Source organism: Bradyrhizobium zhengyangense, from assembly GCF_022012435.1.
Lineage (GTDB): Bacteria > Pseudomonadota > Alphaproteobacteria > Rhizobiales > Xanthobacteraceae > Bradyrhizobium > Bradyrhizobium zhengyangense.
Window position 1 is genome coordinate 1 of record NZ_JAKLUA010000029.1, and the last position, 18009, is coordinate 18009.

16 protein-coding genes and 4 pseudogenes are annotated in these 18009 nt (G+C 60.6%); 8 read left to right on the top strand and 12 right to left on the bottom strand.

All coding sequences use genetic code 11. The features are described 5' to 3' along the window. From L6637_RS39175 to L6637_RS42905, 4 genes and pseudogenes are all read left to right on the top strand, one after another. Nucleotides 1-129 (top strand): annotated as a pseudogene (locus tag L6637_RS39175) (IS5/IS1182 family transposase); the annotation flags it as partial. Continuing rightward, a pseudogene (locus L6637_RS39180) lies at nt 129-472 on the top strand (hypothetical protein). The pseudogenes L6637_RS39175 and L6637_RS39180, both read left to right, overlap by 1 nt. Before the next feature lie 728 nt (nt 473-1200). Then, entirely contained in the window at nt 1201-1377 is a 177-nt protein-coding gene (locus L6637_RS39190; protein WP_237874054.1) for a hypothetical protein, read from the top strand. Nucleotides 1378-2717: 1340 nt separating this feature from the next. Then, a pseudogene (locus tag L6637_RS42905) lies at nt 2718-3094 on the top strand (hypothetical protein). Nucleotides 3095-3608: 514 nt separating this feature from the next. Here L6637_RS42905 and L6637_RS39205 read toward each other — a convergent pair. After that, a complete protein-coding gene (locus tag L6637_RS39205) occupies nt 3609-3755 on the bottom strand; it encodes a hypothetical protein (RefSeq protein WP_237874056.1) in 147 nt (48 codons plus the stop codon). A gap of 36 nt (nt 3756-3791) precedes the next feature. Between L6637_RS39205 and L6637_RS39210 the strand changes: the two genes are divergently transcribed. Then, nucleotides 3792-3929 (top strand): hypothetical protein, encoded by a 138-nt coding sequence (locus tag L6637_RS39210; RefSeq protein WP_237874057.1) that lies wholly within the window; start codon nt 3792-3794, stop codon nt 3927-3929. A gap of 365 nt (nt 3930-4294) precedes the next feature. On the opposite strand, the gene L6637_RS42910 is transcribed toward L6637_RS39210, so the two are convergent. The 3 genes from L6637_RS42910 to L6637_RS39225 form a co-directional block, all read right to left on the bottom strand. Beyond that, nucleotides 4295-4651, bottom strand: a complete 357-nt coding sequence (locus L6637_RS42910; RefSeq protein WP_377803216.1) for a hypothetical protein — start codon at nt 4649-4651, stop codon at nt 4295-4297. 523 nt (nt 4652-5174) lie between these two features. Next, complete coding sequence (locus tag L6637_RS39220) at nt 5175-5438, bottom strand: hypothetical protein (protein WP_237874058.1); 264 nt, start codon at nt 5436-5438, stop codon at nt 5175-5177. 401 nt (nt 5439-5839) lie between these two features. After that, complete coding sequence (locus L6637_RS39225) at nt 5840-6622, bottom strand: class I SAM-dependent methyltransferase (RefSeq protein ID WP_237874059.1); 783 nt, start codon at nt 6620-6622, stop codon at nt 5840-5842. 527 nt (nt 6623-7149) lie between these two features. On the opposite strand from L6637_RS39225, the pseudogene tnpC reads away from it, so the two are divergent. Further along, nucleotides 7150-7992: pseudogene (gene tnpC / locus L6637_RS39230) on the top strand (IS66 family transposase); the annotation flags it as partial. A 91-nt stretch (nt 7993-8083) separates the two neighbouring features. Next, the gene (locus tag L6637_RS39235; RefSeq protein ID WP_237874060.1) at nt 8084-8266 is read left to right on the top strand and encodes a hypothetical protein; all 183 of its coding nucleotides are present in this window, start codon (nt 8084-8086) and stop codon (nt 8264-8266) included. Nucleotides 8267-8800: 534 nt separating this feature from the next. Here L6637_RS39235 and lhgO read toward each other — a convergent pair. From lhgO to L6637_RS39260, 5 genes are all read right to left on the bottom strand, one after another. Then, nucleotides 8801-10006, bottom strand: coding sequence for an L-2-hydroxyglutarate oxidase (lhgO, locus tag L6637_RS39240; RefSeq protein WP_237874061.1), 1206 nt, complete (start codon nt 10004-10006; stop codon nt 8801-8803). Between the two features lie 51 nt (nt 10007-10057). Next, complete coding sequence (locus L6637_RS39245) at nt 10058-10975, bottom strand: polysaccharide deacetylase family protein (protein ID WP_237874062.1); 918 nt, start codon at nt 10973-10975, stop codon at nt 10058-10060. Between the two features lie 61 nt (nt 10976-11036). After that, nucleotides 11037-12158: an ABC transporter substrate-binding protein gene (locus tag L6637_RS39250; RefSeq protein ID WP_237874063.1), complete on the bottom strand. Its 1122-nt coding sequence runs from the start codon at nt 12156-12158 to the stop codon at nt 11037-11039. Between the two features lie 46 nt (nt 12159-12204). Continuing rightward, nucleotides 12205-13266, bottom strand: coding sequence for an ABC transporter permease (locus L6637_RS39255; protein ID WP_237874064.1), 1062 nt, complete (start codon nt 13264-13266; stop codon nt 12205-12207). A gap of 65 nt (nt 13267-13331) precedes the next feature. Next, complete coding sequence (locus tag L6637_RS39260) at nt 13332-14867, bottom strand: sugar ABC transporter ATP-binding protein (RefSeq protein WP_237874065.1); 1536 nt, start codon at nt 14865-14867, stop codon at nt 13332-13334. 315 nt (nt 14868-15182) lie between these two features. Between L6637_RS39260 and L6637_RS39265 the strand changes: the two genes are divergently transcribed. Beyond that, complete coding sequence (locus L6637_RS39265; RefSeq protein ID WP_237874067.1) at nt 15183-15938, top strand: helix-turn-helix domain-containing protein; 756 nt, start codon at nt 15183-15185, stop codon at nt 15936-15938. A gap of 85 nt (nt 15939-16023) precedes the next feature. On the opposite strand, the gene L6637_RS39270 is transcribed toward L6637_RS39265, so the two are convergent. The 3 genes from L6637_RS39270 to L6637_RS39280 are packed head-to-tail and all read right to left on the bottom strand — an operon-like array spanning nt 16024 to nt 17626. Next, nucleotides 16024-16914, bottom strand: a complete 891-nt coding sequence (locus L6637_RS39270) for a dihydrodipicolinate synthase family protein (protein WP_237874070.1) — start codon at nt 16912-16914, stop codon at nt 16024-16026. Continuing rightward, nucleotides 16911-17285 (bottom strand): hypothetical protein, encoded by a 375-nt coding sequence (locus tag L6637_RS39275; protein WP_237874071.1) that lies wholly within the window; start codon nt 17283-17285, stop codon nt 16911-16913. Before L6637_RS39275 ends, L6637_RS39270 begins: the two co-directional genes overlap by 4 nt. Next, nucleotides 17282-17626: an NIPSNAP family protein gene (locus L6637_RS39280; RefSeq protein ID WP_237874072.1), complete on the bottom strand. Its 345-nt coding sequence runs from the start codon at nt 17624-17626 to the stop codon at nt 17282-17284. The genes L6637_RS39275 and L6637_RS39280 overlap by 4 nt, the downstream gene beginning before the upstream one ends. Between the last annotated feature and the right edge of the window lie 383 nt (nt 17627-18009).

Consider the following 18009-nt stretch of genomic DNA (forward strand, 5'->3'; position numbering starts at 1 on the left):
ATCAAAACGGTCGCCGGGCAAGAGAAGACCAGCTTCCGTGGCCGTGATCGCGTCGGATGGGCCTTTACCTTCGCTGCCACCGCCTACAATCTGGTGCGGCTGCCCAAGCTGATCGCGGAGACCGGCTGATGGCCAAGGTGCCCGGCTTCGCCAAGGCCTTTGTCGGCCGCTGGCGCATCGTCGAGATGGACGTCTGGGACAGCGACTTCCTCGACCTCGTCGAAGAGGCGCATCTCACCTTCGAAGGCAAGTCCGACGGTGAAATCGCCTTCGGCGCGCTGAAGGGCTTTCTCGACGTCCGGTACGGCACCCGCGACGGATCGGCCTGCGCCGAGTTCTCATGGGAAGGCACGACGAAGATGACCCGTCCTGCGGTCGCGGATGGGCTACGATCGGCACTGCGGGCAGGCTCGTCGGCCACTTCTACATCCACAATGGCGACGATTCAGCCTTCGTTTGCGAACACGGCTGAGTTCTTCAACAGCCTGCTAGGCTTGCCAGACTTTTAGAGTATTCCTTTCGGTCGGTTGCCTGGGCGCATCGAGTCCTGGGAGATCTTCCGGCTTTCTTATCAACCTGTTGGGCGCAGTCAAAATTCACCATCGATCTTCACCTTGTTGCCGGACTTCTGACGCTTCCTTCCACGACGTACCGAGCTCCAAGTAGCCGTCCAAACTCCCTTATATCCCTAGCCTGCCCCTTGAAGACAAAACTGGAATTGCGAGCGATCGCGAGTAGCTCCTGATTTTTGACAGCGTGGTCAGCAGGTCCTCGGCAAATCTGCCGGCAAAATACTCCTGCTCTGCATCTCCGCTCATATTGGTAAACGGAAGAACGGCGATAGAAGGCCGGTCAGGCAAGTCCAACGGCAGCGCAGACTGCCGCTTGGCAGGGGCAATTGCGTTTGGCGACGCTGTTCGTGCCGCTTAGAGGTGAACGGGTTGCTCGTAGGTACTTGCTGAAAGCGCTCATCCCCAAATCCGCGACATGATCGAAAAATAAGTTCCGTTCGTACGGGGATTACAGCGCTGCGCGACAGTTGACCCGGCGGTGCGACTAATCTTCACGCTTTGCGCGGCCCCGTTGCTTATCTGCAACCGTCGATGGATAAAGACCTCGCAAGTGCAGCATTGAATCTGTTTGAGCTGACCCAATCGGCCGAATATTGTCACGTCCCTTGAGTAAAGAATGGGGCGAGCAATGAGTGGTTTCCAAGCCAAGTTGGAGCGTTTTGAAAATCTCGCTGCGGAGTGCGAGCTGATCGCTGGTCGATCGAAAGGAGGCAATCGCGAGCTGTACCGACGAGCAAGCCAACACTATCGCGAGCTCGCCGATGACATGCGCGCCCTAATCGGGTCGTTCGATCTTGCCGCCTAGGCCATTTGTAACGCCCTTGACCAAGATAGGGCGCATGGCGTCAAGCCGACTTACGCTGTGACCTACTTGCCGGCTTCTTGGCCGCTTCTTTCCGGCGATAGGTATCAGCATTTCCTTCTGACCGACGGCAGCCTTGCGCGGCTTCTTGGTGGACTTTCCGCCCATTGCTGGGCGGCCTCCCGACTTACACTCTCTCGTAGTGCGTCGATCAGATCGACGACGTTGTCGCCTTTCATCGTTCCTTCGGACGGATCACCTTGCCGGCGCGCTTCTGATTAATGAAGTCGGCTAGCGCTGTCCCCTGGTGATCCTCGAATTTGCTTGGCTCGAAGTTGCCTGACTTCTGTTCACGTTGTGCCTGGCTAGGTCGAGCATGTCCTTTGACTTTGACGTCCTGGATGTCGTCGAAATATTCGGCTGGATCTCGCACTTCGCAGGGATACCGCAGCAGGTGCCAATCAGTCCCCGTGTGGGGCGATGATGTGCTCACGATAGGTCAGCACACGTGCCCGAGCGCCCTATCGCAACCTTGTCCATCTCGCAAATGGTTTCACGGATCGCCGAAAAGATTAGGACAGTGAAACCAACTAATCGCCGCCCGTAGCTCCTGAGACGGCTGCACCCCGTCTCCGCCGCCCCTCGCAGCCGTCCGGCCCCGCTGTGCTGCTCGCGCGCCGGGGCCGTTCTTTTTAGACGGACCGGAACCGGGTTAATGTTTCCCCGTTATTTGCCCGCGTCCGTTCCCGACACCAGATGCCCAACAAGGCCTTAGCCGCCCAACACGGCTAGGGCCTTTTTGTGCACCGGCAGTTGCGGAGGCCCAGCGGCAAAATCCAGGATGCTAAGGGCTCGGCCTCGGAAGCAAAGCAGGGCGTAAGAACTTTGGCGCCACCAAGCGGTTCACAGCGAACAGTGTCGCGGTTGAGGCATGCTCAGGAGCTATCCGCGTGGCAAGGGCGTCGGACTTCAACAAGACGTCTGCATCCCTGCCGAGCTGCGGGCGATGCCGGGGCAGCAGCGACGTGACTGTTAGCGAACTGATGAACGCTCGCATCGATGGGACGGTGACTATGTATCGGTGTCGATGGTGCGGGTATGTGACCTGGGACGATCGCCCCGGCCCCCGCAATCACCAGAGGCGAGAGAACGCTCCTTCTTTGTGAACCCGGTCTTATCGGGCGGAGAACTGCTGATTGGGTTCGGCGGGAACAAATGCCCGCCAAATCTGCTTGAGTCCCGCTGGCCCGCCGCCGGGCTGGCGGACCGGCCCCGGCCCATACCCCCCAAGCCCCCTGCGAGCCGGGGCCGTCTCTCTCCTCAGTCAGTATCGGAGTAAGCGTGTGCGTGCCTCGCTCTCGATCATGCCGCTGCATCGTTTGGACCGCGACATCTATCTGGTGCTGGAGGACATCGGCGCGCGGGCCGGCTGCGCCTGGCGCGAGACCGACGAACAGGACACCGAGCGCCAGACCGTGCTGCGGGACCTGATCTCGGGCCAGTATGCCTATTTCGTGCGGATCGTCGCCTGCAACGCCGTCGAGGGGCTGGTCGCGCGACGCGACCGAGTAAATCGCGGACCTGCTCGCCGAACGAACTGCGCGCGAACGGCTGGACCTCTCGCCGGCATTGGACGCCTTCATTCGAAGCCAATAGCTCGCGCCCATATGGCTTGCAACTCGCATTGCCGCTGCGGGGGGAGCCGCCTGACGCGATCTGAGGAACGGCAGAACGTTCAGCCGCTTCTTCAACAATGCCAGATATCTTGCGGGGAATGCTCAGGCCACTGCGGCTCGCGCTGCTATATGGGCATCTCATCGCGCGCGGGACGCACGTCTATCATCCCATCCGGTTTGTACGCTGTCCCTGGCGCGGGAGATGCTGAAATTCGGCCTGCTTGTTGAGAAGGGTCCTCATTTCGAGCTGGCCGAGAGAGGCAGGAGCTTCGCCGCGTAAGTCGAAACCAATTGCTCACGACCATGTGGCCTTAACATGCAATTCTGCCCACGATGCGACAACAGCCGCTGGGTTTGCGAGGCGAACCCTGACCGCCCTTCGGGGTAGCGAAAGCAGGCCCTGTCCCTGCGGTGCTCCCGGTGAGCCCTGTCCTTTCTGCAACAGAGCGAACGGGCAACCCGGATGATGTCCCCGACATGCCAAGCGGCCAGGTGGCGGACACTAAACGCCCACGTTAAACGTGACTTCAGGTTTGGGCGGACTCTGCCAACGCACGGCTAAGCCGCCGTGGCAATGGTTCCTTGGCAGACCATCTGACCCGCGAGCGCGACGCAGAAGCCACCATTGATCGTCCTACCCGCATCCTCGATCGCGACGGCCTTCGAGACGCCATCACCGAGGTCCTGGTCGATGCTCGTGTGCATCCTAGGCCCTCAACGCGACCTCCCGGAGCGCCAGTCATGACTGTCTGGATTTACGATCAAGGCGAGGATGATCTGAAGGTTTTCGCGACGGAGCAAGCCGCTCAAGCTTGGCTTGACGAGAACGATCGCGAAGGCGTCGCTTTCGAGTACGAGGTGATAGCCCCGCCAGCGTGAACTCGGGCGTCAAGGCCGAAGGCTTGCGCCGTTTGTCCGACCTCAGGCAACTTGACACTATCGAAAATCAGCAATTCGAAACAGCCAGCGGTTGATTTTTGTTATTGCGGGTTTCAGCTACTGGTTTAATTAAGGCGGCCAAATAAGACGTAGTTGCCCCAGGCTGGGGAGCTGTCGTTGAATAGGGGAATTGAAGCAATTTCGCAGGCCCGAACGTGCGTGCAGAGAACACTGGGCCATTGCTTCCCTGGAGCTTGCGAGGGAGGGTCTTCTCAAAGTGGCCGAATACTATGGGAAAGCGATCCAAGTCCTCCAGCGACTGCAAACACCTGAGGCGCCGCGTGATGCGAGCGCAAAATTCCTAATCAGCCACTCACCGGCTCGGAAAGCGCCTGAAGTCCGGCCTCGATCGCGGCAATGTCCTGCTCGAGCTGAGCGATCGATGACCGGCAGTCGAAGCCACTCCGGGCCTTCAAATCGACTGCCAAGTGCCGACGGTGCGTTCTCAGGTTTTCAAGGGACTGTCGATCCTTAAGCGTAGCGTATCCACTCACAATCAACTCGATCGCACTCGACATAACGCCCTCACTGAATGGTTTCGGATTTGCAATAGTGTGAAATGTATCGAGGGCGGCGATCGTTGTAAATTGATAAAAGAAGATCCGCCGACCTTGTGAGCCGGCGGAGTTGAAAGCCAAGATTTTTTGACGATCGGCGGGCACCGATCGCGTCGCGATTTTAGCAGATGGCCCGCCAGCGTGAACCGGCACGGCAGCAGCAGTGAAATCATCTGGCCTCTAATTTGCGCACCTTGCACAACATATGCGCTCATCCATCGCGCGCCGATGGTCTCGACTTGTGCGGGTCCTTGGCGCGACCCCTCATGGCATGACGCTCGCGCTGTCCACCTACACGGCCCCCTGTCGCGTACGCCGGCAGGGGCCTGAAGGCCGGCCAGCGTGAACGGGCTAACAGAGGGGCCGCAGGCTCCGCTCTGCAAACGGCTCCTGCGGCCGATGCCACGACGTTCCGCACGATCGACGCGGCGGCGGGTACTCAGCATGTTTCGTGCCATCAATGCTTGAGATTTTCGCCCTTCGTTAATAAGGGGCCGCCAGCAGCCAGCCCGGGCGGTTCTTGCCTCGCTGGCGCGTTAAATACGTTTCAAACTGTGAAATAGATCACATTGCACTGCGGCAGAGCTGCTGTAGGCTGCTGCTTACCGGGGCTGGCTGCATATTTCACTTAGATCGTTTTCACCCGGATTTTTTGACAAGGCGCGGGCCGCGGCAGTTCACTGCTGCGGCCTTTGCGTTTTCTGACCGGCCGGTTGGCTGCCGCAGACCCCAGCACGCTCACTTGCGGCGCCGCCTGCGCTTTCCCCCATCGCGCGAGCTCGAGCGCCATATCAATGGGAAACACCGCGACATCACACACGGATTGAGAGATTTCATCAAGAGCCAGCTCGGCCGCGCGATCGACGTACAGCTCAGCCTGCCATTGCAGCATGCAGGCTGATCCCATATGACCCCTAAAAGCGTATCCTACTCGCCGTCAAGAGCGCGCAGAACATCATCGCGCGGCTCGTCGAGCCCGAGGGGCTGGATGCAAAGGCGGCAATTCAAGTCGTCACCAAGCATGCCCCTAAAACCAGCACCCAAAACGTGGCGATCGTGTAGTTGATCTCGCTGTCGTGTAGGTCCTGAAGTGCTTTGGCGCGAGCGCGGGTCTGCCTGGATTGGGCCACGATACCAATCTCGTCCTCGCGCGTGACGGCTGATCCCCTTTTTTTTGCGGCCAAGCTATGGCGCGGCCGATGCGATCGCGACTATCGTCATGTTGTGCCGGAGCCCTTCGTTGACGGTCTTCAACCCGCTACGCGGCCGCTTGGGCCTTGTGTTCGGCCAAAGTCACGTCGATTTAAATGGCTCCGCGGCCTTGGCGTATTTCAGAGCGCCGATGCCAAAACCTTCCTGGCTACGGTTTCGGATGAATTCCTTATGCTCGTAGAACGGCAACAATTCGCGCCATAGCCGCGGGACACCGCCGGCCCAGGCGCTGGTGTTTCCGCTGGACTCGCAGATGTCGTGGAACAGGACGATCCCTCCTTCTCGAACGAAATGCCGGTAGCAGAGAAAGTCTTGCTTGACGCCTTCGTAACGGTGATCGCCGTCGATGAATAACGTGTCGATCTGCCGGCCATTGAGAAATTTCTCGACCCGCTTGACCGTGTCATCCGCGTAGGAGGGCATGTCGTAGAACATCCATTGCTGCTTCGGCGTCGCCAACAGCTTCAGCATTTCCTTGTTCTTCACGTGCAGATCGATGCAGATCATCGTCTCCATCGTCGGCAGAAATCGTCCGAACAGAAGCGAGGTTCCGCCGTTCAGCGTTCCGATTTCAACGACAGTCTTCGGAGCGGACGCAGCGATGTAATCGAGGGCCGACGAAATCTCCGTTTCGATCTGACAGGAGCCTGTGCCCATATGTTGCTTGGTGAAGTCAATGACGTCTTGCACGCTTGATTTACGCTTGTACTCCCCGAGGATCTCATCGCGCTTTTGGCCATTGAATTTGAGGCGCAGTGCAGGTCCACTGTCGGCGAAACGTTTCTTGATCTGTCTGACCGCGAGGACGGCTGGATGAAACTTTAGTTCTGTTAGTCGCTCATTCAAGGCCTTGCTTAACGACATGATCGAACCTCAATGCACAGGGTATGCCCGACAGCTCCAAATATCAGGATCGATTCAAATTGGGGCAACTTAAGGTTTTTGCCTGGCAGCAGGATGAAGCCTATCCCATCGCCACTTGTTCCCCTTCTCTGCCGGCATCTTCCACTTGCGCTTTCCCTCAGGCGAACACACCGTTCCGAAATCGGCGTCATTCGAAGGATTGCATCCTGAGAGCGAACATGGCACCGCTTGTGTTCCAGCCCCCATGCTCCCGGCTGCCCATCCAATTGCGGATTTAGAGCGCCGGGAGTGCTAGGCCCGCCAGTATATCGTCGGCGGTGCGTCATCAGCCGCCATACCCCTCCGCCACCGCTGTGCCGCGACGACTGCGGTGCCTGCCTGAAGCGCGCTTTAGGCAGGCTTTTCGACAGGGGCCGCCGTTGCTGGTCGGCTTTCGCGCGTGTACCTGCCAAGCTGCGTTACGATCGCAGTTTCTGCGAGCGCCGTTGCTGATATCGCGGAGAGACATTCGGGGGTTTCTCACTGTGCTTCGCGCGAGATCCAAGCTGTTCGCCGACGAGACGACGGTGCCGGTGCTCGATCCCGGTCGAGGGCGCACCAAGACCGGCCACCTCTGGGCCTATGCCGCCGACGACAGGCCCTGGGGCGGCCTCGATCCGCCCGGCATCGCCTATATCTATGCACCCGACCGCAAAGCTGAGCGCCTGTTCAGCCATCTTGCCGGCTTCAAGGGCGGCCTGCAGGTCGATGGCTACAACGCCTATCCAAAGCTTGCCGAACGTGGCGAGGTCGAGCTTGCCTTCTGCTGGGTGCACATGCGGCGCAACTTCTACGAACTCGCGACAGCCGGCCCCGCGCCGATTGCGAGCGAGGCGCTCAAGCATATCGCCGCATTCTATGCGATCGAGAAGGAGATCCGCGGCCGCAGCGCGGAGGAGCGTCGCCTCGTGCGGCAGCAGAAGAGCCGGCCGCTGGCTGATGCCTTCGAGGCCTGGCTGCGCGCCAAGCTGGCTCTCATCAGCCAGAAGATCAAGCTCGCCGAGGCCATCTGCTATGCCCTCTCGCGCTGGCAAGGCTTGACGCGCTTCATCGATGACGGCCGCATCGAACTCGACAACAATACGGTCGAACGATCAATCCGTGGCATCAAGCTCAGTCGCAAGAACGCACTGTTTGCCGGATCCGACGGAGGCGCCGAACATTGGGCCGTCGTCGCAACCTTGGTCGAGACCTGCAAGATTAACGGCGTCGATCCGCTCGCCTATCTCACCGACGTCCTGACAAGGATCGTCAACGGGCATCCAAACCGAGACATCGACCAGCTCCTGCCCTGGGCCTACCGAGCTCAAGCCCTCAAAGCCGTGGCCTGAGAACGACGCTTACGTTGCAACCGGCGCGACGTTGCGATCTTGGGCGATCTTGCTAGAAGGACGACCCACTTACCAACGGGCGAGGATATCAATGGCAAAGAAGGCCAAGCAGAGAACACGTCGCACTTACAGCGCAGATGACGTCAAGCAACTGCGTTCGCACTCAAGGGCACGCACGCCAGTTGTCAAGATTGCGAAGCAGATGAAGCGCAGCGAGGGAAGCCTCCGGCAGAAGGCTCTTGCGCTCGGTATCGGACTCGGCCACCAGCGTTGACGCTCTAATCAATACGCGCGAGAAGCGACGCCTTGAGTTTGTTGATGCAGTCCATGAGCAACGTCTTGAGCGATCAAGACTCTCTGCCGTGCTTGCGCATCTGGACCAACCTGCGATGAATGGACGGAACGCCGCGGAGAACATCTGGGCGTGGATCCCACGATGCATCCAGCAAATCGACGCTCTCACCAGCCCAGAGTTTCTCGATCTTTCGGCCAGATCAGCAAGCTTGGTTTCGTCGAACCACCAAAAGCCTCCGAGAGCGAATATGCAGCCGGTTGCTACGCTTACCCGCCTGCCCCTCGTCTTCATCTTTGGTCCATCGACCGGGAGAAGGAGCTTGTGACATTAATAGGCCCGCTTGAATGGGCTACTCAAGCCGGGCTTGTCTTGGAAAGCCAGAGCGACCACGCCACTCAGGATCAGGCTGGTAAAACCTCGCATCGGCCGCGGGACCGAGCCAGCCAAATATTTGCCTTGTGCGCGCTCCGTCCTTTTCGCGCCCGACGCACCACGATGAGCCCAGGGGCGTCGTCATTTCCAGCGGAATTGAGCGATGGCGCGCGTGACGAGATCGCGGGCTATCGGCATTGCGGAAGTCGCTGCAGGCGAAGGCGCGTTGCAGACATGGAGGCTGCGCGCCGTCTCGCGTATCAAGAAATCATGCACAAGGCTCCCGTCGGCCAGAACAGCCTGTGCGCGAATGCCGGGTCGATACGGCTTGAGGTCAGTAAGCCTAAGGTCCGGGCAATAGCGCTGGCAGAGAGCAAGATAGGCGCGCTTGTTCAATGAATTCCACATCTCCGAGAGGCCGGAGCGCAGATTGCTGGCGATTACCTTTCTGAACCCCGGGTACGCGATCATCTCGGCGAGGTCACGAAGGCTGACATCGCCAAAGCGATAGCCGTCCCGCGCGAGGGCCAATACGGCGTTCGGTCCGACCGTGACATAGCCACCGATCATCCGCGTGAGATGCACTCCGAGAAATGGCAAGGCCGGATCCGGGATTGGATAAATGAGGTGACTCACGATGTCATTCTTGTCGCCGCCCAGGCGATAGTACTCACCCCGGAACGGTACGATCCTGAAATCGAGATCGAGACCGCCCAGTCGGGCGATACGGTCCGCCATGACCCCGGCACAGGCAATCATGTTGCTGGCCCTGATCCTGTGCTCCCCTGCTCCGATCGTAACTCCGGCCGGTCCTTCCTCGATGCTATCGACCCTGGCACCGGTCAGGATCTCAACACCTCGCTCCCTCAGCAGCTTCGCCATGGTGCGAGCTATGAGGCCGTAGTCGACGATGCCCGTCGTTGGCACGAAGAGCGCCCCGACACCGTGGATATGCGGCTCGCGGCGGCGCAGCTCGGCGCCGTCCAGCTTCTCGACCGGCAGCCCGTTGGCGACGCATCGCTCGTGGAGGGCTGTCATGCGATCGAGCTCCGCGGCGTCAGTTGCCACCAGCAGCTTGCCGCACTGCTCGAAGGGCAAGCCATGCTCCCTGCAGAAGCGGATCGTTGCCTCGACCCCCTCCTTGCAAAAGCGGGCCTTCAGGCTGCCTGGCTGGTAGTAGACGCCGGCATGGATGACGCCGCTGTTCCTCCCCGTCTGATGCAAGGCGACATCGTTCTCGCGCTCGAGCACGACGACGGAGAGGCCTGGAACGCGTTCGGTAATTTCGAGAGCCGTCGCCAGGCCGACGATGCCGCCTCCGATAATTGCAAGATCGTGGTTCATCAACGAGACTCATGCTGCGGTTTGAGGGCTGGCGGGTCACGCCAGCCCTCCGCTTCAGGCAATCGGCACGATTTTCTGGTTGCCGTGCTTGCGCTCCCATTCGGCCCAGGCATCGTGTTCGTTGATGTCGCGCAGCGGCTCGGGATCCGAGTAGATGATGTCGGCGATCTGGTCCTTGCGAAGGAAAGTCACCCCCTTGTGCTTGCTGGCATATTCGAGGAACCGCCCGAGCGAACGCACGCGGTAGGGACGCCCCTGAATGCGGTCATGGGTTGAGATCGCCATCATCCGCCGGCGCGTTGCGCCTTCCTCATAGAGCTGGTCGAACTCGTCCTTGAGCTGCTGCTCATATTCCCCCGTAGAGAACTTGTAGGCTTCAAACTGGATGATGTCGTTGAGATTGAGGGAATACGGCACGATGGCCATGTCCCTCTTGCCCACCTTGATGAGGAACGGCTCGTCGCGGCTCACGTCGTCGATGAAATACCGGAAGCCGAGCTCCTGCAGGATTTTCAGCGTGTTGATTGTGCCGCGCATGGCTGCACCGTTGTAGCCGACTGGCACCTTCCCGGTCGCCTTCCGGACACTGTCGATGTTGTCCTGGATGAACTTCTTCTCGGCCTCGTAGTCGAGATCGTATTGCTGCACCCAGTCGCGCCCGTGGGCAGCGGCCTCGTGGCCGCGCTCAACGATCTCCTTCGCGACCTGTGGCGACCGGTCAACGGCCGAGCCGACCATATGCGAGGTGACCTTGACGCCGAAACGGTCCCACAGGTCGAGCATCCGCTGGATGCCCTCGCGGTAGCCGTACTTGTACCAGGACTTCGTCGGGAAATCCGGGTAGCTCGGGTCCATGTCGATGAAGCCCGAGAACGGTCCGCCCGGACCGTACGGAGCTTCCCCGCCAGCTTCCATTTGCATCGAGATCGAGATGACAAGCCGGCTGCCGTCGGGCCAATAGGCTTTACTCATAGTTGGAACGTCCTTCGTGCTTGGGGGAATGGACCGAGGCCGCTCCGGCCTCCGCGAAACTTCAGCGACCCTTCCAGATCCGGGTGTAGACGGCGCGATAGCCGTTCTCCGGGTCGTAGATGTTCTTCGGACCGCCGTCGGAGCCGATGTTCTTCGGGATCACCAGATGGACCTGTGCGGAAAAGCCCGATGCCGGCTGGCCTGCGAATGCGCGGTTGAGCTCGTCGACAGCCTGCCAGCCATGCAGGTGCAGCGGCTCAGCGACGGTACCCGACTGGTAGAATTTGGTGCGGATGCGCTGGAAAGCGGCTTCGCTGCCGTCACCTGCCGAAACGTTACGTGGATAACCGTCCTGCGCAATGCCCGCCGACGAAAGCGAGGCCGACATGAAGTCGAAGGTCAAATCGTTGATGCTGAGCGCATAGGTCCACTGGTTGCCGAAGCGTTGGAGCAGCGAAGTGGTCAGCTGTGGCATGCGGGTGCTGGCCTCAGCGAGTGGCGTGTCCTCGACGCTGAGGACCTTGCAACCGCCGCAGGCCTTGATCACCGCGGCCATTGCGTCCGACTTGGCGATTGCGATCGCATAGGTCGAGTCAGTGAAGATCACGACGCCGGCCTTGCCGTCGGAGTCGGTCACCGCGAAGGTGGCTGCCGCTTTTGCAACATCGAGCGGATCAGTCGCGATGTTGTTAAAGAGTTTGTACTCAGCCGACGGGCCTGGCTTTGTTACCGAATGCCAGCCCACGATCTTGATGCCCGCATCGGCGGCCTGGCGGATAAGCTCCGCCTGTTCCTTTGCGTCGACCGTACCGAGCACGATGCCGTCCGGCTTGAGCGCGATGGCCTGCTGGAGTGCGGTTGAGCGGCCAGAGACTGTGCCCTGCCCGTCGAGCACACGTACTGTCCAGCCGATTGCGCTGGCAGCCTCCTGCACGCCGTCTGCAACACCCAGCGCACCACCATTGCGCTGGTCGGCGGAAACATAAACGATCGACTTGCCCTTCTGCGCGGCCGGACCCGTGGTCGGACCCGTCCATGGAGGGTTGGGTTCAGTGACATCGACCATATACTGCTGCGCGGTTTTGCCTCCACTTTCACCGGCAAGGGCGACAGGTACTGTCATCATCTGGCCGACAAGGCCGAGAGCAAGAAAGGTTGCGGTTCTCCGGTAGATTGCTGTCATCTGTTTCCTCGCGATCTGACATGCTGGGTTGGGTGCCGGGGCGGATTCAGCTGCCGCCCTTCTCGTTTGACTGGACTTGCCTTGGCGCCGTCGGGCCGATGGCGCGCCGACGCTGCGCGTATCCGGCGATACCGATGGCGACGAGCAGCGTGGTGCCGTTGAACAGCGGCTCGACATAGAAGGCGCCGCCGAATTGCTGGATGCCGGAGATGCCGACGGCCAGGATTGTCACGCCGACGACCGTGCCCCAGACGTTGACGCGGCCGGGGCGGATCGTCGTCGAGCCAAGGAACGCGCCGACAAGTGCCGGCAGCAGGAATTCGAGGCCGACGCTCGCCTGGCCGATACGCAGCTTCGCGGCGAGCACAATGCCGGCAAAGGCGCCGAGCAGACCGGAAGTCACGAAGGCGCCGATGACGAAGCGACGAGTGCGAATGCCATTGAGCGCGGCGGCGCGTTGATTGGCACCGATCGCATACAGCATGCGGCCGATCGGCAGATAATCCGCGACGATCCAGAGCACGACGCTGATCGCCAGCACATAGAACGCTGCGATCGGCAGGCCAAAGGGATTGCTCGCGTAGAGCATGGTGAAGTCTGGCGGCAGCGCACCGATGACCTGCCGGCCGCCGGTATGCCACAGCGCCAGCGCATAGAGCACGGTGCCGGTGCCGAGTGTTGCGATAAAGGAATCGATGCGGGCGATCTCGACCAGAAGGCCATTGATGAGGCCAAGCAGGACACCCAGCGCCAGAACGATCAGGATGGCGGTCAGCCAGCCGAACCCGTAATGCGTCTGCAGGCTGATCGCCAGCACGTGCCACATGACGATGCCGTAACCGACCGTCAGGTCGATGCGACCGGCCATCATTGGCACCATGGCGGCGAGCGCCAGGATACAAATGATCGACTTGTCACCGAGCACCGAGCGAAGGTTGAGCATCGTCGGGAAAGTCGCCGGCAACAGGACGCTGAACAGCACGATCAGCGAGACTGTCAGGATGGGCAGGCCGTACACCGGCAAGAGTCGCGTCGCACGCTGCAGCAGTGGCAAGCCCGCCAGATCCCGTGGCGTCGGCTCAAGTGCCGTTGACTTGATGGATTCCATTGTCGTCCTCCCTTCCGGCTTTCGGCCGGTTGTTCTCTTTGGAGAAGTCGTTGTGCCGCTCGCCGTCAGGCCGCCGGTGACAGCGAGGCTGCGTTCAGGAGACTGGCTATCGAAAGCCTGTTCTCGCCCAGCTCCGCAACGATCCGACCGGAACGAAAGACATAGGCGCGGTGGCAGATGGAGGTGACTTCCTCGAAATCGGTCGAGACCAGCAAGACGCTCAGACCATCCGCCAGCGCAGCGTTGAGCAGCCGGTAGATCTCCGCCTTTGCGCCGACATCGACACCTGCAGTCGGATCCTCCAGAACGAGGACCTTGCCGCCGATCCGCATCCAGCGCGCCATCACCACTTTCTGCTGATTGCCCCCGGAAAGCGTCTCGATCGGCGCCGACGGCAGGTTGGGCCGCAGCCGCACGGCCGACCCCAGATTCTCTGACTCCCGATCCTCCGAAGCCGCCGAGCGCAACGAAAGAAGGCTGCGACCGGACGCTACCGGGTTGAGGAACATGTTCTCGCGGATGCTCATGCCCTGCGCGATGGACTCGGCGGCGCGATCCCCGGCGACCATCAGCACGCCTTTGGACACGGCATCGAAGGGATCCCGGGGCAGATAGCTTGTGCCGCAAAGCCGGATCTTCCCTCCGGCAACGGTCTCCACTCCGAACAGTGCCTTGCCAATGGCGTCCTGCCCGGCCCCGCGCAAGCCGACGAGCCCGACGACCTCACCGGCCCGGAGTTCAAGATCAATCGGGCCGACAGCACCGATCTCGACATGATCGAGACTCAGGACAGTTTCTTGCGACTGAGCCGGCGCGGCGGGTCGAACGAAAACCTGGTCGTGCGGCCGGCCGATGATTGCCTGTACAAGCGCGTCGGCATCAATCCCGGCGGTCGGTGCCGCCGCTGCAACGGTGCCATCCCGGAGCACGATGACACGATCACAGAGTGCGTAGACTTCATCGAGCCGGTGCGAGACGTAGATCATCCCGACGCCGCGATCACGCAGGCGTCTCAGTACCACGTGCAGCTTCTCGACTTCGGATTGCGGCAGGCTGGCAGTGGGCTCATCGAGTACAATCAATTCGGCCCGGCTCGTGAGTGCTCGAGCAATCGCGACGAGGGATTTGTCAGTGCGGCTGAGTGTTTCAATGCGGTCGTCGGGATCGATCTTGCCGTCGACCTCGGCCAGCGCCCTGCGCGCCTGCTCGCGGCCGGCGCGCCAGTCGATCAAACCGAGACGGCGGGGATAGCTCGTGCCGAGCATCAGGTTCTCGGCCACGGTCATCCAGGGAATAAGGCCGAGATCCTGGTGGATGAAGGCGATGCGGCCCGATCTGACCGCAGCCTCGACCGTATCTTCCCCGAAACGGAGAGAACCCGAATCCGCCGGGAACACGCCCGCCATGATCTTGATCAGCGTGGATTTTCCGGCGCCGTTCTCGCCGAGCAGCGCGACGATCTCACCTCTGGCAACCGAGAAGGAGACATCACGCAGCGCAACTGTTCCGCCGAAGCGCTTGCTGACGCCGGAGACCTCAAGGAGGTTGGCCGCAACACCTTGCGAGTTCTCGCTGCGTTGCACATGGCTGTCGAGCCTCATCCTGTCCCTCCGCTCAAGGCTTTTTGAGTGCGACCTCTATGCCTCGCTTGACTCAAACCTTGACACTGCGGAGAAAGGCCGTCATTCGAAAATAGGCCAGCCACTTTCTAAAAGCGGACAATCTGTCTCGAGGATGAGATGAACAGACCGAAGCCTGAGGAGAGCTGCCCCTTCACCGGCGGGGCCGATGGTGCCGAGCGTTTTGCTCTTGGACCGTCCGACAAACGCTTCGCAGTCGTGGCGGGGCAGCCAAGCCACTCGGTTGAGCTCAAGCTTCCGTATTTCGATGCGAGTTCGGAGCGCGAGCCAGGTGGGATGCTGGTCGCCGTTCATGATGGCGGTGTGCAGCTGCTTGGCGTCTCCGGACGATGGACGCTGCCTTCAGGTCACATGGTTTTCATCCCGGCGGAACGCTCCTACCGGCTGGCGGCCAACGGGCCGGTGCATCTGACGCTGGTGAAGTTCACCGGTGCGGAGACGGTCTGGCACCATACCGGCTGCTGGGCAACCGCGATGTCAACACTCGCTGTCGAGATGTGCCAGTTTGCTCATCGTTGGGGACCGGACCGGGATCCGACTGACCGTCTTGCCAACCGGTTTTTCGACACAATGGGTCAACTCTTCGCCGTTTGGTTCGACAACAAACGCAAGATGTGGACGCCATTCGGAAACGCTCCGGATCTGGAGCGGGCCATCGCCTTTGCCCGCGACCACATAGAGACCGCCTCCATTGCCGATACAGCGGTTGCTGCCGGCATGTCGGAGCGGACGCTGCGCCGTCGTTTCCAGGACGAGCTCGGTATCAGCTGGCGCGAGTTCATCAACGAAATCCGGATGACAGAAGCGATGAGACTTCTCGGCCGGGGCGAGTCCAGCGTTACCGAAACCGCCTATGCCGTCGGTTTCAACAGCCTCGGCGCCTTCACGGTGGCCTTCTCCAACTACACCGGTTCAACGCCAAGCGCCTATGCGCGAAGCAATGCGAGAGCCAGGGAAGTCAGACCGCTGCTTGCGCCTTCGAAAACTGCAAGTCCAGGCGCTGCCCCGATGGGGCGCAACAACCAGTTCTAGCGCACGCGGCTGGAGCGGTGATCAGGCCGACAGCCAGCTGCGACCGACAAATATGCCTTGGCCTATTCGACCCTGGAGGCCCTCTTCAGCAGCTCCGCAGCATCGAGGACGTCCTGCTCCGGATCTCATTGACCCGTCGAACAATGGAATCCTGACTACTTTTCTCCAAGTCGAGAAGTGGCGGCAAAACTCTCGTCCAGGCTCCATCCGAATAGTTGTGAGAGAGCACCGACTTTATTCCCGGAATAAGTGGCGCCGCGCCGAGCAGATCCCGGATTGCTACCGCCATTGCAAGCGCATCTTCGTCGCCTTGATGGAATGCCCGGCTGCAGAGCGACGCATTCACGTTGGCCGTTGCCGAAATGCACCCTGCGAAAGTGCCCGCGCGCGCGTCGAGCAGCACTGCCTCGCTGGAGGGAAAGACCGCGAGGTCTTCAATTTTCGCCATCGTCCTGGCATAGGCAAGATCGCCAGAGGAGTCCTTCAATCCCGCAAGGCGTGGGCCGAGTTTATCCTTCAAGCGTCTGACCAGTGTCTCGCTCCAGACGATGCCCGTCATCTGCGGAAAGTTATAGAGGTACAGCGGGATCTCTGGAGAGACAGTCGCGTCTGCTACGGCTGTCACGAAGGTTACAAGACCGTCGTCTGCAACACTCTTATAGTAGAAGGGCGGCAGCAGGAGCGCACCGGAAAACCCAAGATCTGCTGCCGCAACCGTCAACTCTATGGCGTCGCCAAGCGCCGCCGCGCCCGTCCCGACCATCAACCTGTCGCACGGCAGCGCAGCGGCGGCAGCCTGCATCAAGACCTGCCGGGCTGTAACCGACAACGATGTGGCCTCACCGGTGGTGCCGAGCACATTCAAGCCGTCGCAGCCCGTTTCGAGCAACGTCCGGGCGTGTTCGAGAAAGCGCGAGATATCGGGCGTGTTCCCGGTCGTGACGGGCGTAGCAATCGCCGCTATGACGCCTTTCACTTCACATCCTCCGACTGCCCAATGGGTAGTGGCTCATTCGCACTATCCAGAAACTCAACGGTGGTGAAGCAGAGCAGACTGTCGCCGATGTTGCGAAGGTCGTGGATGAAGAATTCGCCGGCGCCAATCCTGAAATGAGCAGTGTCGCCGACCGCATAGTCGCGCTCAACGGTGTGGCCGTCGCCGTAGACGGAGCGAGCGCGGCCCGCGGTCGTAGCGGTCCAGAAATAGTTAAGCTGATGGCAATGCGGAGCGAGATAGTCGCCTGGCTCCAGTCTGATGAGCCAGACGCGAACCCCGTCGCTTTCTGAAACAAGGCTCTGGCCTACTCTGCCGTTGAAACGGCCATGCGGCTGATCCGTAGCTGTCATCGTTCGTCCTGCTTTAGTTTGGGATCCTGCAACCAGAAGAAAGCGGGCTTCAGGAGCATGTTGGTCTGCCCGGTCTGGAAGCCGGCTTCCGCGCTGCGGCGGCGATAAGCGAGCCACTGCTCGTCCTCATAGAGGGCAGCGCGGCGACGTTCACGATCGGCGGCATCCTGGAACTGCCAAAGATGCACATAGGCGTTGACATCTCCGGTCTCGACCGTCGCGTAGAGGAGCGGTGCGCCGAGGTGACGGCTCTGCGCCGCAAAGCCGGTTTCTGCATAGGCAGCAAGCTGGGCGGAAACCGTTCCGGGGCGACAGCGATAGGTTCTCAGGTCGTAGAGCACTTGATTTCTCCTCACGTTGGACGGCGACCACGTCGTGCCAACCAATTGGCCCTTACCCGTGTTTGATCGGAATGACGAAACTGTGGGCTAGCGGACTTGCGCCCGAGTAGCCTGGCGAGGCTGAGGCCTGCTGCTTTCGACATGCCCTCCCCTTGACATCATTTCTTTCCCCGCGAGTGGATACGATTTGTGACCGGCAACATTTCACTGCGAGCAAGGGCGGTCATTCGCTAACAGGTCAGGTATTTTCTAAAAGCGGACAAAGACCGCGAATACTGAGCGATGGGACTCGGATTACGTTTCTCCGCTCCGAGATCTGTAGAGATGCCGGCGACCACTCAATCTCGGCCCACGTGAAAAAGGCCGGCGCCGTAGCGCCGGCC